Origin of the sequence: Streptomyces barkulensis, from assembly GCF_002843305.1 — a bacterium.
GTDB classification, from domain to species: domain Bacteria; phylum Actinomycetota; class Actinomycetes; order Streptomycetales; family Streptomycetaceae; genus Streptomyces; species Streptomyces barkulensis.
Genome location: NZ_PGSG01000114.1, coordinates 35,684 through 50,072, shown reverse-complemented (window position 1 = coordinate 50,072; position 14,389 = coordinate 35,684). Strand labels below are relative to the sequence as shown.

Genomic DNA, 14,389 nt, shown 5'->3' with positions numbered 1-14,389 from the left:
AAATCCCGTGCACAGCATTCCAGGACCGGGGCCCGGCGGCGGAGGGGCTGTGGAAAACCGGGGGTCAGCCGTCGGCGGAATCGCGCCAGGGCAGCTCGGCGGTGACGGTGGTGGGCCCGCCGTCGGGGGAGTCCACCAGGAGGAGCCCGTCGACGGAGCCCAGACGCTCGGTGAGGCCGGCCAGACCGGTGCCGCGATCGGCGCGGGCGCCGCCGCGGCCGTCGTCGAAGACCCGGATGAGCAGGCGGTCGCCCGAGCGACGCAGATCCACCGAGGCCCGTGCGGCGCCGCTGTGCTTGCCGACGTTCTGGAGGAGCTCGGAGACGGTGAAGTAGGCGATGCCCTCGATGGCGGGCGCGGGGCGGGCCGGGAGGTCCACGGACACGGACACGGTCACGGGGCAGCGGGCGGCGACGTTGGACAGCGCGGGGCCCAGGCCGCGGTCGGTGAGGATGGCCGGATGGATGCCGCGGGCGAGGTCGCGGAGCTCGGCGAGGGCGAGCTTCACCTCGCCGTGGGCCTCGTCGACCATCCTGGCGGCGGCCTGCGGGTCCTCCAGCAGCTTCTCCCTGGCCAGGCCGAGGCCCATGGCCAGGGAGACCAGACGGGCCTGCGCCCCGTCGTGGAGGTCGCGCTCGATGCGGCGCAGATCGGCGGAGGCGGTGTCGGCCACCGTCCGCCGGCCCGACTCCAGCTCCGCGATGCGCCGCTCCAGCGCGTCCGAGGGCGACAGCAGCGCGCGCACCATCATCCGGTCCACATGGGTCAGCCCGCGGGCCAGCCACGGCAGGACGGGCCAGGCGACGAAGAGCGAGACGAGACAGACGGTGAAGGTGGCGATGCCCCAGGGCAGGCGGACGAAGGAGTAGAGCGCGTGCCGCCAGCCGACCGGGTCCTTCAGGCAGGCCCACAGCCAGGGGAAGAAGCCGCCGTGCGCCCGGTGCCGGATCGGCGTCGGCTCCTCGATCCGCATCCCGAGCAGCAGCCGTGCGCGGACCCGTTCCGCCCTGCCGAACCGGCGGCCGCCCATCAGGCCCAGCACCAGCACCGGCAGCCCCACGACGGTGACCGACAGCAGCAGGCCGCAGTAGACCCACACGGAGACATAGAGGAAGCCCACGATGTCCATCGGCAGGTTGAGCAGGAGATGCGCGATCTCCTTCCAGGTCTGCGCGCCGAGCGGGGCCCGTGGCGGGGGCAGCCGTTCGTCCTCGCGGGCCCCGGGGACGCCGGCGGCCCCTCCGGCCCCTCCGGCCCCGCCGGTCCGTGCGGTCCCTCCCACCCGTGCGGTCCCGGTGGTCAGCGGGGCGCGCGAGGCGTCCGCCGGGTCCGGGGTGTCCGATGCGCCCGGCGCACCGGGCGCATCCGGTGTTTCCGGGGGCCGGGGCGCCTCCTCGGCGGGAGGGACATGCGGGGCGTGCGGGCCGCCGGGCGCGGCGCGGCCGGAGGTCGGGGGGCTCGCGGTCATGGGCACAAGACTGCCGGGCGCGGGGGTGCGCCGCCATGGGGTTCGTGGGCGGTGGGCGGTGGGGCTAACCCCACCATCGGGCGGGGACGCGGCGAAGGCCGGGGCGCGGATGCGGTGGAGGCCCGCTTCCGTGTACGGGCCCAGGGCCTAGACTCCCCTTCCGAACGGAGCGTCGTAACCGATGCGAACACCACGGAGCGAGGGGCGGACGTGCCGGACTACTTCCACGGCTACGCGGTCGTCGGGCTGGTCGCGGTCGTCGGGGTGCTCTTCGTGGCGGTGGCCTTCGGCGCCGGGCGGCTGTTGCGGCCCGTGGTGCCGACGCCGGAGAAGCTGCTGACCTACGAGTGCGGAGTGGACCCCGTCGGCGAGGGCTGGGCGCACACCCGGATCCGCTACTACGTGTACGCCTTCCTCTACGTCGTCTTCGCCGTCGACTCGATCTTCCTCTTCCCCTGGGCGACGGTCTTCGCCGAGCCCGGTTTCGGCGGAGTGACACTGGTGGAGATGTTCGTCTTCCTCGGCTTCCTGGCCGTGGGACTGCTCTACGCCTGGAGGAAGGGCGTTCTGGCATGGACGTGAACCCCGAGACCCCCGGCACCCGCGGGACCCCCGGCCCGGCCGGCCTGCCGGAGCCCCTGCCCGAGCCCCGTCGGCTGGGCGGACTGGCCCGGCTCGCTCCCGAGCCGATGAAGGTGGTCCTCAACTGGGGCCGCCGCTACAGCCTGTGGGTCTTCAACTTCGGACTGGCCTGCTGCGCGATCGAGTTCATCGCCGCGTCGATGTCCCGCCACGACTTCATCCGCCTCGGCGTCATCCCCTTCGCCCCGGGGCCGCGCCAGGCCGACCTGATGGTCGTCTCGGGCACGGTCACCGACAAGATGGCCCCGGCGATCAGGCGGCTGTACGAGCAGATGCCCGAGCCGAAGTACGTGATCTCCTTCGGGGCCTGCTCCAACTGCGGCGGCCCGTACTGGGACTCGTACTCCGTCACCAAGGGCGTGGACCAGATCGTCCCGGTCGACGTCTATGTGCCCGGCTGTCCGCCCCGGCCCGAGGCGCTGCTCCAGGGCATTCTCAAGCTCCAGGAGAAGATCGCCGGCGAGTCGACGGCCGAGCGGTACGGGAACGCTCCCACCTCCGCCTCCGCCCCCAAAGCCGCGCCGTCGAGCCGGCCGGGCCCGTCGGGGGCGGCGCTGACCAGCGGCCTGGTCGCCCCGCCCCCGCCCTCGTCTCCGGGCCCGGCAGCGGGGGAGGGGCGCGCATGACCGGACCGAACCCGAATCCGAATCCGCCGGATCCGCGGCCGTCCCCCGTCGGATGGCTGCCCCGGCCCGCCGGGGAGGTCTTCGGCGAGGGCGCGAGCGCGGCCGAGGCGTACGGGCTGCTGACCGTCGACGTGCCGGCCGCCCGCTGGACCGAGGCGCTGACCACCGCGCGCGACGAACTGGGCTGCACGTTCTTCGACTGGCTGAGCGCCGTGGACGAGCCGGGCGAGGGTTTTCGGATCTGCGCGCACCTGGCCGCTCTGGGCACACCGGTCCGGCGGCTGCTGCTGCGGACCACCGTGCCGCACGAGACGCCCGAACTGCCCACCGCCACCGGTGTGTACGCCGGGGCGGCCTGGCACGAGCGGGAGACGCACGAGATGTTCGGCGTCTCCTTCACCGGACACCCGAACCCGGCTCCGCTGCTGCTGCCCGACGGCTTCGAGGGGCATCCGCTGCGCAAGGACTTCGTGCTGGCGGCCCGTGTCGCCAAGGCGTGGCCCGGCGCCAAGGAGCCGGGCGAGCCCGCGGAGGGCGGCCCGAGGCGGCGGCAGACGCTGCCGCCCGGCGTGCCCGACCCGAACGAGTGGGGTCCGCTCAAGGGACAGCTTCCCGCGCCGGCCGCCCGCCCGGCACGCGGCCGTGCGGCGGGCGCCGCGGGGGAGCGCCCGCCGCGGCGCTCCCGCAGCGCGAGCGCCGGTTCCGCCAGCCAGCGCGCCTCCGGAGGCGCTCCCCCGGAGGCCGCCGCGCCGCGCCGCTCCCGCAGCGCGAGCGAAGGCTCGGCCAGCCAGCGGGCGGAGGGCACCCCACCGGCCCGTAGGCCGCGCCGCTCCCGCAGCGCGTCGGAGGGATCGGCCAGTCAGCGGGCAGCCGCGGAGCCGGGGCGGCGCAGTACGGACGCCCCCTGGCTCAAGCAGCCCGGGCCGTCCGGCGAGACCTCGGACGAGGCCGCCCGCCGCGTCCACGGGACGGACGAGGGGACGGATGTCCCGCTCGGCGAGGGCGGCGGCGCCTCGGCGGCGAACGCCCCCGAGGGCGACGCCCCGGGGCCGGAGCGCGAGGCCCCCCGGAAGCCCGGCACCGGTGACAGCGACAGTGGCGACAGCGGCACCGGCAGCGGCGACAGCGACAGTGGCGGCAGCGGCGGAGCGACGGGAGGCGGTGCCTGATGGACGTGCTCGACGTCGCCTGGCGGCTGCTGGCCGTCCTGCTCGCCTTCCTCGCCCTGCCCCTGGTGGTGGGCCAGGCCGAGCACAAGGTGATGGCCCACATGCAGGGCCGGGTCGGCCCGATGTACGCGGGGGGCTTCCACGGCTGGGCCCAACTCGTCGCCGACGGCGTGAAGTTCGCGCAGAAGGAGGACGTGGTGCCGGCTGACGCCGACCGCCGGGTCTTCCAGCTCGCGCCGGCCGTCGCCCTGATCCCCTACCTCCTCGTGCTGATCGCCATCCCGGTCGGCCCGAACGGCATGGTCGGCCAGGCGATCGACGCGGGGATCTTCTTCGTGCTCGCCGTGATGGGCGTCGGCGTGCTCGGCTCGCTGATGGGCGGCTGGGCCTCGGCCAACAAGTTCTCCCTCCTGGGAGGCCTGCGCACCGCCGCCCAGCTCATGGCGTACGAGCTGCCGCTGCTGCTCGCGGCCGCCTCCGTCGCCATGGCCGCCGGGACGCTCTCGCTGCCCGGGATCCTGGAGGCGTTCGAGTGGTGGTGGGTGCCGTGGCAGATCATCGGCGCACTGGTCTTCTTCACCGCCGGGCTCGCCGAGCTCCAGCGCCCGCCCTTCGACGCCCCCATCGCCGACTCCGAGATCATCTTCGGCGCGTACACCGAGTACACGGGTCTGCGCTTCGCGCTCTTCCTGCTCGCCGAGTACGCGGGCATCGTCATCCTGTGCGCACTGACCACGGTGCTGTTCCTGGGGGGCTGGCACGGGCCGTTCGCCGCCGACCTCGGCTGGCTGTGGACCCTGATGAAGACCTCCGTCCTCGCCTTCGTCGTCATCTGGCTGCGGGTGAGCTACCCCCGGCTGCGCGAGGACCAGCTCCAGAGGCTCGCCTGGACCGTGCTCGTCCCCCTCGCCCTCTTCCAGATCGCGCTCACCGGCGTCGTCAAGGTGGTGATCCAGTAATGGCCGTTCCCGGCAGCGGCCTGGCCAAGGGCCTGGCCGTCACCCTCCGCACCATGACCCGGCGCTCGGTCACCGCGCACTATCCGGACGTCCAGCCCGAGCTGCCCGCCCGCAGCCGCGGGGTGATCGGGCTGTTCGAGGAGAACTGCACGGTGTGCATGCTGTGCGCCCGCGAGTGCCCCGACTGGTGCATCTACATCGACTCCCACAAGGAGACGGTGCCGCCCGCCGCTCCGGGAGGGCGCGAGCGCAGTCGCAACGTCCTGGACCGCTTCGCCATCGACTTCTCCCTGTGCATGTACTGCGGTATCTGCATCGAGGTCTGCCCCTTCGACGCGCTTTTCTGGTCACCGGAGTTCGAGTACGCCGAGACCGACATCCGCGATCTCGTCCACGAACGGGACCGGCTGCGCGAGTGGATGTGGACCGTGCCCGCCCCGCCGCCGCTCGACCCCGCCGCGGAGGAGCCCAAGGAGATCGCCGCCGCCCGCAAGGCCGCCGAGAAGCAGCTCGCCGCCGAGGCCCGCGACCGCGAGGCCGGGCAGCCGGGGACCTCGCGGCCGGAGACGGAGCGGCCGGAGACGGAGCGGCCGGAGACGGAGCGGCCGGAGACGGGCCGGCGGGACGGTGACGCGTGAGCGCCACCGTGAGCCTCGCCGCCGCCTCCGCCGTCTTCACCGTTTCCGGCACCTCCACCGCCTCCGGCACCCCCGGCTTCCTGTCGCCCACCGGCGTCGAGATCCTCTTCCTGCTCGTCGGCCTGCTCACCCTCGGTGCCGCGATCACCGCCGTCACCACCCGGCAGCTGGTGCACGCCGCCCTGTGGCTGGTGGTGGCACTGGGCGGGATCGCCGTCGAGTACCTGCTGCTGTCCGCCGAGTTCATCGCCTGGGTGCAGGTCCTGATCTACGTCGGGGCCGTCGTCGTGCTCCTCCTGTTCGGGCTGATGCTCACCAGGGCGCCCATCGGCCGCTCGCCGGACGCCGACTCCGGCAACCGCCCGGTCGCCCTCGCGGTCGCCGTCACCGCCGCCGCCGTCCTGGTCACCGTCGTGGTGGACGCCTTCCGCACCACCTGGATCGACCTGGAGAGCGGCGCGCCGCAGGGCACCACCGACGTCACCGGCAGGATCCTCTTCCAGCACTGGGTGCTCCCCTTCGAGGCCCTCTCCGTCCTGCTGCTCGCGGCCCTCGTCGGAGCGATCGTCCTCTCCCGCCGGGGAAACGGACGGAACGGGAACGGCGGCGACGACAGCGACGGCGGCGACGGCGGTGCCGCCGGCGCCGAGCACGGAACCGGGGCCGCGGACGGGGGAGAGCGCTGATGCATCTGGCCTACCCCGCCGTCCTGGCCGTCCTCCTCTTCTGCACCGGTCTGTACGGAGTCCTCGCCCGGCGCAACGCGATCCTCGTACTGATGTCGGTCGAGCTGATGCTCAACGCCGTCAACCTCAACCTCGTCGCCTTCGACGTCTGGCTCCGCGACACCCTCCACGCGGGCCAGGCCCTCACCCTCTTCACCATCACCATCGCCGCCGCCGAGATCGGCATCGGCCTCGCCATCGTGCTGCTCGTCCACCGCAACCGGGGCACCTCCCACATCGACCGGCTCCGCGAGCTCGCGGAAACCGGCGGAACCGACAGAACCGCCGGAACCGACAGAACCGGCGGGACCGCTGCGGACAGTGACGATCCAACTGTGGCAGGCACCACTGACAACCCCGCGGACACGCGCCTGACCAGGGGAGAGGCCACCGCGTGAGCACCACGACCCTCGCCGTCCTCGTCCCACTGCTGCCCTTCCTCGGCGCCCTCGCCGGGCTCCTCCTCGGCCGCCGCGCCCCCGCCTACGTCCGCCCCCTGGCCGTCCTGCCCACCCTCACCTCCGCCGTCCTCGCCGCGGCCGTCGCCGTACGCCAGGGCGGGGAGGGCGCCCTGACCGGCGCGACCCGGCTGACCCCCACCGGCGACGACGCCCTCCCCGTCGAGCTCGCCCTCCACCTCGACGGCTTCGCCGTCCTCGTGGCCGTCCTGGTCGCCGCCGTCGCGTCCTGTGTGCAGATCTACTCCACCGGCTATCTGCGCGACGACCCGCGCTACCCCTCCTACGCCGCGCTGGTCTCCCTCTTCACGGCCGCGATGCTGCTGGTCGTCTACAGCGACGACCTGATCGTGCTGCTGGTCGGCTGGGAGGTCATGGGCATCTGCTCGTACTTCCTGGTCGGCCACTACTGGGAGACGGCCGCCGCGCGCTCCGCCTCCCTCAAGGCGTTCCTCGTCACCAAGCTCGGCGACGTGCCGTTCGTCATCGGCATCCTGGCGCTGGCCTCCCAGGCCGGCACCTTCCGGATCAGCACGATCGTGACCCGGCTGACCTCCCCGCTGTCCGGCTTCGAGCTGGAGCACCCCACCGTCATCGCACTGCTGCTGCTCGCGGGGGTCGCGGGCAAGTCCGCCCAGTTCCCGCTGCACACCTGGCTGCCGGACGCGATGGCGGGCCCGACTCCGGTCTCCGCGCTGATCCACGCCGCCACCATGGTCGCGGCCGGGGTGTACTTCGTCGCGCGGCTGCTGCCCGTCTTCACCTCCTCCGCCGCCGCGCTCGCCGTCCTGGCCGCGATGGCGGCGGTCACCATGGTCGGCTCGGCGCTCGCCGCCCTCGCCCAGGACGACGTCAAGCGGGTCCTGGCCTACTCCACCGTCGGCCAGCTCGGCTACATGACCGGCGCCCTGGCCGTCGCCGACCGCGGCGCGGCCGTCTTCCACCTCATCTCCCACGGCGTGTTCAAGGCGCTGCTCTTCCTCGCCGCGGGCGTGCTCATTCACGCGGCCGGCACCAACTCCCTGGCCGCGATGTCCCGCACCGGCGGTCTGGGCAGGCGGGCGCCGGACGCCTACTGGACGATGACCGTCGCCCTGCTGGCGCTGGCCGCCGTGCCACCCTTCGCCGGTTTCTTCTCCAAGGAGGCCGTCCTCGCCGCGGCCGAGCACGCCGCCCTCGACCCTGCCGGCGGGGCCGCCCACGCCGTTCCCGCCGCCGTGGGCTGGACGGTCCTGCTCGCCGGGTTGCTGACCGCCGCGCTCACCGCCGCGTACGCCACCCGGCTGTGGCTGCTGGCCTTCCACGGCCGCGGCTTCGCCGCGCCCGGCGAGAACACCGCACCCGACCGCGCCGGACAGCCCGACCGCGCCGGACAACCGGTCGTCATGAACGCGGTGCTGTGGGCGCTGGCCGGGCCGACCATCGCCGTCGGACTGCTCTACGGCGCCCTGCCCGACTGGTTCGACGGCCGCTCGCTGGCCCCCACCCTCACCACCTCCGTCCTGGGCACCGGCCTGGCCGCCGCCGGCATCGTGGTGATGTACGCGGCCTGGCGGCACAGCACCGCCACCGCCGCCGCCCGTGCCCCGCTCGGTGCCGTCGCCGCCCACCCGGAAGCCGAGCCGGCGGTCTCCGAGGCCGAGGCCATCGCCACCCACCGGGCGGCCTACGGCGACATCGCCGCCGCCGACGACCCGGCCGACCCGGGCCGGCTCCTGCTCGGCCCGCTGCACCGCCACGCCGCCCGCGGCTTCCACCTCGACGCCCTCTACGCGGCCGTCGCCGTACGCCCGGTCCTGGCCGCGGCGCGGCTGGTGCGCTTCCTGGACCGCGAGGTCGTCGACACCTACGTGCGCGGCGCCACAGGCACCGCGCGGCTGCTGGGGGCGGCCGTGCGCCGAGCCCAGACCGGCAACGTGCAGACCTATCTCGGCCTCCTGCTCGCCGGTTCCCTCGTCCTGGCCGTGGCCGCCGCCCTCGTCGCCGCCGGAGCGTGACCAGTGATCCCCCTGAACGACACCGCGATGCGGCTGCTCCTGGCGGCCGTCGTCGTCCTGCCTCTGCTCGGCGCGGCCGCCGCCCTGCTGCCGGCCCCGCCCGGGCTGCGGGGCAGGAGTCCCGAGCAGGCCGTGCTGCGCCACGGGGTCACCGTCACCGGCGCCGTGCTGGCCGCCACCGCGGTGCTCGCGCTCGGCTTCGACCACGACCGGCCCGGCACGGTGCAGGCCGAGACCGACATCGCCTGGATCCCGGCGCTCGGCGTCCGTGTCCACCTGGGCACCGACGGCGTCTCACTGCCCCTGCTCGTCCTGACGGCGCTGCTGACCTTCCTGTGCGCCCTGTACAGCTACCACCGGCCCCCCGAGGGCCCGCGCCCGCAGGCGTTCGTCGCGCTCGTGCTCCTGCTGGAGGCCGGCACCCTGGCGACCTTCGCCGTGCTGGACCTGATGCTGTTCTTCCTGGCCTTCGAGACGGTCCTGATCCCGATGTACTTCCTCATCGCACGCTGGGGCGGCGCGGGGCGGGAGCGGGCCGCGTGGAAGTTCGTCCTCTACACCCTGCTCGGCTCCGTGGTGATGCTGCTGGGCCTGCTGCTGGTCGGACTGGGCGCCGAGGGTGGCCCGACGTTCGACATGACGGTGCTCGCCGAGGACGGTGGCCGGGGGCTGACCCACACCACCCAGGTCGTGGCCGCCCTCGCCATCGGCACCGGCCTGGCCGTCAAGACGCCGATGTGGCCGCTGCACAGCTGGCTCCCGGACGCCCACACCGCCGCCCCGACCGTCGGCTCGGTGCTGCTGGCGGGCGTCCTGCTGAAGATGGGCACCTACGGCTTCGTCCGGATCGTCCTGCCGGTCGTCCCCGACGGCATCCACACCCTCGCGCCGTATCTGGCGGCCTTCGCGGTCACCGGCATCGTCTACGGATCGCTGGCCTGCCTGGCGCTGGCCCTTCCCGGAGCCAGGGGCGACCTCAAGCGCCTCATCGCCTACTCCTCGGTGGGCCACATGGGCTTCGTGCTGCTGGGCGTCGCCACCCTCACCCGCACCGGCGTCAACGGCGCGCTGTTCGCCAACATCGCCCACGGCCTCATCACCGGACTGCTGTTCTTCCTCGCCGGTGCGGTCAAGGACCGCACCGGCACCACCGACCTGGACCGCCTCGCACTCGACGGCGCAGGAAAGGACGACGGGGGCGCGGCGTTGTACGGGCGCGCCCCCCGGCTCGGCGGGCTGCTCGCCTTCGCCGCCGTCGCCTCCCTCGGCCTGCCCGGACTGGCCGGCTTCTGGGGCGAGATGCTCGCGCTGCTCGGCGCGTACCACCCCGCCGACGGGCTCAGCCGGCCCGCGTACCTGGTCTTCATGGCCCTCGCGGCCCTCGGCACCCTGCTGACCGCCGCCTATCTGCTGGTGGTCGTGCGCCGGGTCTGCATGGGGTCGCCCTCCACCCCGGGTGCCGCCTCCGCCCCGGGCACCGCCTCCGCCCCGGGCGCCGTCCCCGCCCCGGGCGCGACCCTGCCGGACGTACGCGGCCACGAGTTCGCCGCCTGGATCCCGCTCGTCGTCCTCACCGTCCTGGCCGGACTGTGGCCCGCGATCCTCCTGGGGCTCACCGATCCGGCCGTGCAGAACCTCCTGCCGGGAGTCAGCCGATGAACGCGCTCGCCCAGGACCCCGTCCGGTCGGTCGTCCAGTCCGTCGACTGGATCGCCATCGCCCCGCCCGCCCTCGCCGCACTGGGCGCGCTGGCCGTCCTGGTCGCCGACCTGTTCCTGCCCGAGCGCCGCAAGCCGCTGCTCGGCCCGGTCGCCGTCGCCGTCCTCGCGCTCGCCGCGCTCGCTCTGCTGCCCCTCCTGGACGGCGACCGCACCACCTTCTGCCTCACCGCCGACCCGGCGGTGTGCTCCTACGTCGCCGACCCGTTCACTCTGGCCGTCCAGTTCCTGGTGCTGGGCGCCGCCCTGATCGCCGCCCTGCTGTCGATGACGGCCGTACGGGACGACGCGCTGCCGGGCGGCGAGTACTGGTTCCTGCTGCTGGCCTCCGCCGCGGGAGCGGCGCTGCTGCCCGCCGCCCGCGATCTGGCGACCCTGATCGTGGCGCTGGAGGTCGCATCCCTGCCGTCCTTCGCCCTGGTCGGACTGCGCCGCGCGGACGGACGCTCCTCCGAGGCGGCCCTGAAGTTCTTCCTCTCCTCGGTCACCGCCACCGCCGTCAGCCTGATGGGCGTCAGCTTCGTCTACGCCGCGACCGGCTCCCTGCACCTGGACCGGGTCGCCGAAGGGCTGCGCGAGACCGCCCCCGGCCTGGAGACCCTGGCCGCCACCGGAGTCGCCCTCACCCTCGTCGGCTTCGCGTTCAAGACCGCGGCCGTCCCCTTCCACTCCTGGGTGCCGGACACCTACGTGGGCGCCCCCTTGCCGGTGGCCGCCTACCTTTCGGTGATCGGCAAGGCGGTCGGCTTCTCCGGGCTGATCCTGGTGACCGTCGAGGCCTTCCCCTCCTACGGCCACGTCTGGGGACCGGCGCTCGCCGTCCTGGCCGCCCTCACCATGACCGGGGGCAACGTGGCCGCCCTGCGGCAGCGCCCGGAGCGCCCGCACAGCGCGGTACGGCTGCTGGCGTGGTCCTCCGTCGGCCAGGCCGGCTACCTGCTGGTGCCCATCGCCGCGGCGGCGTACGCCGCCGAGCCGGGGCGGGCCGTCGGCGCGACCGTCGCGTACGCCCTGATGTACGCCGCCGTGAACCTCGGGGCCTTCGCCGTGGCCGCCCATGTCGGCCGGAGCGCCGCAGCCAACCGGATCACCGACTACCGCGGCCTGTACGCCGCCCACCCCCTGGCCGCCCTGGCCCTGGCCTTCTTCCTGCTCTGCCTGGCCGGGCTGCCGCCGGGGATCATCGGCCTGTTCGCCAAGGTCGCGGTCCTCTCCACGGCCGTGGACGCGGGACTGGGCTGGCTCGCGGCGGTGATGGCGGTGAACGTCGTGATCGCCCTGTACTACTACCTGGCGTGGACGGCGCAGATCTTCCGGGCCCCCGTACACGCGCCCGCCGCACACGCGCGCGTGCGCGTCGCCGCGCCGCTCACGGCCGCGATCGCCCTGACGGGGCTGCTCGCCGTCGGCCTTTCGGGTGCTCCCCAGCTCGCCCTGCGCTTCGCCGCCGACGTGCTGCTTTAGACGGGGGGCGGCCCGGGAACCCGGCGCCTTCACATGGCGTTGACCTCACAGGAAGGGTCCACGAATCCGCCTTCGGACGGAGGCACCGCCGCAACGAAGGGCCACACGGGGGATCCCCCCTGCCGCACCACCTGGAGGGCGTACCGTGCACCGCCGGCACAACGGGCTGAAGACCGCCCTGCTACTCGGGGGCCTGTCCGCACTCATCATCGTCATCGGCGGTTTCTTCGGCCGCACCGGGCTGGTCGTCGCGGTCGTCCTGGCACTGGGCACCAACGCCTACGCCTACTGGAACAGCGACAAGCTCGCCCTGCGAGCCATGAGAGCCCGCCCGGTCAGCGAGTTCGAGGCCCCGGGCCTGTACCGGACGGTCCGCGAGCTGTCCACGGCCGCCCGCCGGCCCATGCCCCGCCTGTACATCTCACCCACCCAGGCGCCCAACGCGTTCGCCACCGGCCGCAACCCGCGCAACGCCGCCGTCTGCTGCACCGACGGCATCCTGCGCATCCTGGACGAGCGTGAGCTGCGCGCCGTCCTCGGGCACGAGCTGAGCCACGTCTACAACCGCGACATCCTCATCGCCTCCGTCGCGGGCGCACTGGCCTCGGTGGTGATGTTCCTGGTCAACTTCGCCTGGCTGATCCCGATCGGCCGCTCGGACGACGAGGAGGGCCCCGGTCTGGCCGGGATGCTGCTGATCATGCTGCTCGGTCCGCTCGCCGCGTCCCTGATCAGGCTCGCGGTCAGCCGCTCCCGGGAGTACGAGGCGGACGCCTCCGGCTCCCAGCTCACCGGCGACCCGCTGGCCCTGGCCTCGGCCCTGGCCAAGCTGGAGGCCGGCACCAAGCAGCTCCCCCTGCCCCCCGAGCCCCGGCTGGAGACCGCGAGCCACATGATGATCGCCAATCCCTTCCGTCCCGGAGACGGCCTGTCCAGGATGTTCTCCACCCATCCCCCGATGGCCGAGCGCATCGCCCGGCTGGAGCGCATGGCCGGGAGGCGGCTGTGAGGACGCTCCTCAACATCCTGTGGCTGGTCTTCTCCGGCCTCTGGCTGGCCCTGGGGTACGTGGTCGCCGGTCTGATCTGCTTCCTGCTGATCGTCACGATCCCGTGGGGCATCGCCTGCTTCCGGATCGCCGTCTACGCCCTGTGGCCCTTCGGGTACACCGTCGTCCAGCGGCCCGGCGCGGGCGCGGCCTCCGCCGCGGGCAACATCGTCTGGCTGGTCTTCGCCGGGATATGGCTCACCCTGGGACACATAGCCGCGGGCATCGGCTTCTTCCTGACGATCATCGGCATCCCGTTCGGCATCGCCCACTTCAAGATGATTCCGGTCTCCCTGATGCCGCTGGGCCGTGAGATCGTCCGCAGCGACGCCGCGTACCCGTCGTACCGCTGGAACGCGGCTCCCCGTTAGGACGCCCCACCGGGCGTCGAAGGTCCCGGAGGCCTCTCAGGACCGGGCGGTCCCCTCGTCGTGCAGACCGTCGTACACGCCCTCGTGCGGGCCCTCGCGCCGCCCGCCGTACGGATCCGCCCCGGCCGGCGGCTCGCCCGCGCCCTCCCAGGGGGCCGGTCCGGTGCCGTCGCTCCAGGCGGCCAGCGCGTGCCGGTCGAAGCACAGGATGCCGCACTGCCGTGCGTACTCGGCGGCGGGCGCGGTGAAGTCGCCGGTGGTGACCACGGCCGCCACCTGGGCCTCGTGGACGGTGTAGCAGGTGCCGCCGAAGCGCTGCACGTCCTGCGAGCCGACCTTGTTGGTGTCGCTGTAGCGCTTGCACTGGATGACCACACGCCACCCGTCCGGGGCGGTGGCGACGACATCGGCGCCGAGGTCGCCCGCGCCGCCGACGACCTCCACGTCCCGGCAGCCGTCCCGCTCGCACAGGGCCGCGACCGCCTGCTCGAACTCCTCCGCCTCCATGGCCTCGTAATCCGGGCGGCCGGGACGGTCGGGACAGTCGGAGCGGGCCGTGGCGGTCCCGGCCCCGGCCGGTTCCGCGTACCGGACGGCCTCCGATCCCTCCACCGGTCCGGGACGCTCCGCGTGCTCACCGCTCTCCGGCCCGTCGCCCGGGACCTCCTCCTCCAGCGTGTCCAGCGCTGTCTCGGCCGCCTCGGTCAGGACCGTGGCGGCCCGCCGCGCGGCCCTGGACGCCCGGAAGCGGCGCCCGCCGCGCAGACCGGCCACGGCGGCCGGCACGGCGATCAGGCAGACGGCCACCGCCGCGACCGGATGCCGCCCGGCCGCCTCCAGCACCACCCGCCCGGCGAACCACACACCCAGCAGGACGACGGCGGCCAGCACGAAGGCCAGGGCCGTCACACGCAGGTCGAAGACGGGCCTGCCGTCCGGCGTACGCCTCCGGCGCGCGGATATGGCCATCGGTGCTGATCCCCCCTGGCGGTTCGGCGTGGAACATCACTGCTCGCTACTGCCGTCTGCCCCGCCTCCCCGTTTTCAACGGGCCGCCGGGAGGGGCCCGCCGGGAGCGAGTCGCCGGGAGGGGCCCGCCGCACCGA

At 73.9% G+C, this 14,389-nt stretch carries 14 protein-coding genes; 12 read left to right on the top strand and 2 right to left on the bottom strand.

Annotated elements, in window-relative coordinates; translation table 11 throughout:
* Positions 1-64: 64 nt before the first annotated feature.
* Complete coding sequence (locus tag CUT83_RS26365) at positions 65-1,468, bottom strand: sensor histidine kinase (RefSeq protein ID WP_143688627.1); 1,404 nt, start codon at positions 1,466-1,468, stop codon at positions 65-67.
* Between the two features lie 210 nt (positions 1,469-1,678).
* On the opposite strand from CUT83_RS26365, the gene CUT83_RS26360 reads away from it, so the two are divergent.
* From CUT83_RS26360 to CUT83_RS26305, 12 genes are all read left to right on the top strand, one after another.
* Complete coding sequence (locus CUT83_RS26360; RefSeq protein ID WP_101258333.1) at positions 1,679-2,050, top strand: NADH-quinone oxidoreductase subunit A; 372 nt, start codon at positions 1,679-1,681, stop codon at positions 2,048-2,050.
* Positions 2,041-2,736, top strand: a complete 696-nt coding sequence (locus CUT83_RS26355; RefSeq protein WP_101258332.1) for an NADH-quinone oxidoreductase subunit B — start codon at positions 2,041-2,043, stop codon at positions 2,734-2,736. The genes CUT83_RS26360 and CUT83_RS26355 overlap by 10 nt, the downstream gene beginning before the upstream one ends.
* On the top strand, positions 2,733-3,905 hold the full coding sequence (locus CUT83_RS26350) for an NADH-quinone oxidoreductase subunit C (RefSeq protein ID WP_101258331.1): 1,173 nt from the start codon (positions 2,733-2,735) through the stop codon (positions 3,903-3,905). The genes CUT83_RS26355 and CUT83_RS26350 overlap by 4 nt, the downstream gene beginning before the upstream one ends.
* On the top strand, positions 3,902-4,864 hold the full coding sequence (locus tag CUT83_RS26345; RefSeq protein ID WP_101258330.1) for a complex I subunit 1/NuoH family protein: 963 nt from the start codon (positions 3,902-3,904) through the stop codon (positions 4,862-4,864). Before CUT83_RS26350 ends, CUT83_RS26345 begins: the two co-directional genes overlap by 4 nt.
* Positions 4,864-5,502, top strand: a complete 639-nt coding sequence (locus CUT83_RS26340) for a NuoI/complex I 23 kDa subunit family protein (protein WP_101258329.1) — start codon at positions 4,864-4,866, stop codon at positions 5,500-5,502. Before CUT83_RS26345 ends, CUT83_RS26340 begins: the two co-directional genes overlap by 1 nt.
* An 8-nt stretch (positions 5,503-5,510) precedes the next feature.
* Positions 5,511-6,188: an NADH-quinone oxidoreductase subunit J family protein gene (locus CUT83_RS26335; RefSeq protein WP_101258358.1), complete on the top strand. Its 678-nt coding sequence runs from the start codon at positions 5,511-5,513 to the stop codon at positions 6,186-6,188.
* On the top strand, positions 6,188-6,625 hold the full coding sequence (gene nuoK / locus CUT83_RS26330; RefSeq protein WP_101258328.1) for an NADH-quinone oxidoreductase subunit NuoK: 438 nt from the start codon (positions 6,188-6,190) through the stop codon (positions 6,623-6,625). Before CUT83_RS26335 ends, nuoK begins: the two co-directional genes overlap by 1 nt.
* The gene (locus tag CUT83_RS26325; RefSeq protein ID WP_101258327.1) at positions 6,622-8,682 is read left to right on the top strand and encodes an NADH-quinone oxidoreductase subunit 5 family protein; all 2,061 of its coding nucleotides are present in this window, start codon (positions 6,622-6,624) and stop codon (positions 8,680-8,682) included. Before nuoK ends, CUT83_RS26325 begins: the two co-directional genes overlap by 4 nt.
* 27 nt (positions 8,683-8,709) lie before the next feature.
* The gene (locus CUT83_RS26320; RefSeq protein WP_420882402.1) at positions 8,710-10,341 is read left to right on the top strand and encodes a complex I subunit 4 family protein; all 1,632 of its coding nucleotides are present in this window, start codon (positions 8,710-8,712) and stop codon (positions 10,339-10,341) included.
* Positions 10,338-11,864, top strand: coding sequence for an NADH-quinone oxidoreductase subunit N (locus CUT83_RS26315; RefSeq protein ID WP_101258325.1), 1,527 nt, complete (start codon positions 10,338-10,340; stop codon positions 11,862-11,864). Before CUT83_RS26320 ends, CUT83_RS26315 begins: the two co-directional genes overlap by 4 nt.
* Before the next feature lie 145 nt (positions 11,865-12,009).
* Positions 12,010-12,873, top strand: coding sequence for a zinc metalloprotease HtpX (gene htpX, locus CUT83_RS26310; protein ID WP_101258324.1), 864 nt, complete (start codon positions 12,010-12,012; stop codon positions 12,871-12,873).
* Positions 12,870-13,283 (top strand): YccF domain-containing protein, encoded by a 414-nt coding sequence (locus CUT83_RS26305; RefSeq protein ID WP_101258323.1) that lies wholly within the window; start codon positions 12,870-12,872, stop codon positions 13,281-13,283. The genes htpX and CUT83_RS26305 overlap by 4 nt, the downstream gene beginning before the upstream one ends.
* A 36-nt stretch (positions 13,284-13,319) precedes the next feature.
* Here the strand turns inward: CUT83_RS26305 and CUT83_RS26300 are convergent, their stop codons facing one another.
* On the bottom strand, positions 13,320-14,252 hold the full coding sequence (locus CUT83_RS26300) for a restriction endonuclease (protein ID WP_101258322.1): 933 nt from the start codon (positions 14,250-14,252) through the stop codon (positions 13,320-13,322).
* Between the last annotated feature and the right edge of the window lie 137 nt (positions 14,253-14,389).

Excerpts from the sequence above, each read along its gene's own strand:
- CUT83_RS26300 (WP_101258322.1), bottom strand. The coding sequence starts at position 14,252 with ATGGCCATATCCGCGCGCCGGAGGCGTACGCCGGACGGCAGGCCCGTC.
- nuoK (WP_101258328.1), top strand. The coding sequence starts at position 6,188 with ATGCATCTGGCCTACCCCGCCGTCCTGGCCGTCCTCCTCTTCTGCACC.
- CUT83_RS26355 (WP_101258332.1), top strand. The coding sequence starts at position 2,041 with ATGGACGTGAACCCCGAGACCCCCGGCACCCGCGGGACCCCCGGCCCG.
- CUT83_RS26315 (WP_101258325.1), top strand. The coding sequence starts at position 10,338 with ATGAACGCGCTCGCCCAGGACCCCGTCCGGTCGGTCGTCCAGTCCGTC.
- CUT83_RS26320 (WP_420882402.1), top strand. The coding sequence starts at position 8,710 with ATGCGGCTGCTCCTGGCGGCCGTCGTCGTCCTGCCTCTGCTCGGCGCG.
- CUT83_RS26340 (WP_101258329.1), top strand. The coding sequence starts at position 4,864 with ATGGCCGTTCCCGGCAGCGGCCTGGCCAAGGGCCTGGCCGTCACCCTC.
- CUT83_RS26350 (WP_101258331.1), top strand. The coding sequence starts at position 2,733 with ATGACCGGACCGAACCCGAATCCGAATCCGCCGGATCCGCGGCCGTCC.
- CUT83_RS26365 (WP_143688627.1), bottom strand. The coding sequence starts at position 1,468 with ATGACCGCGAGCCCCCCGACCTCCGGCCGCGCCGCGCCCGGCGGCCCG.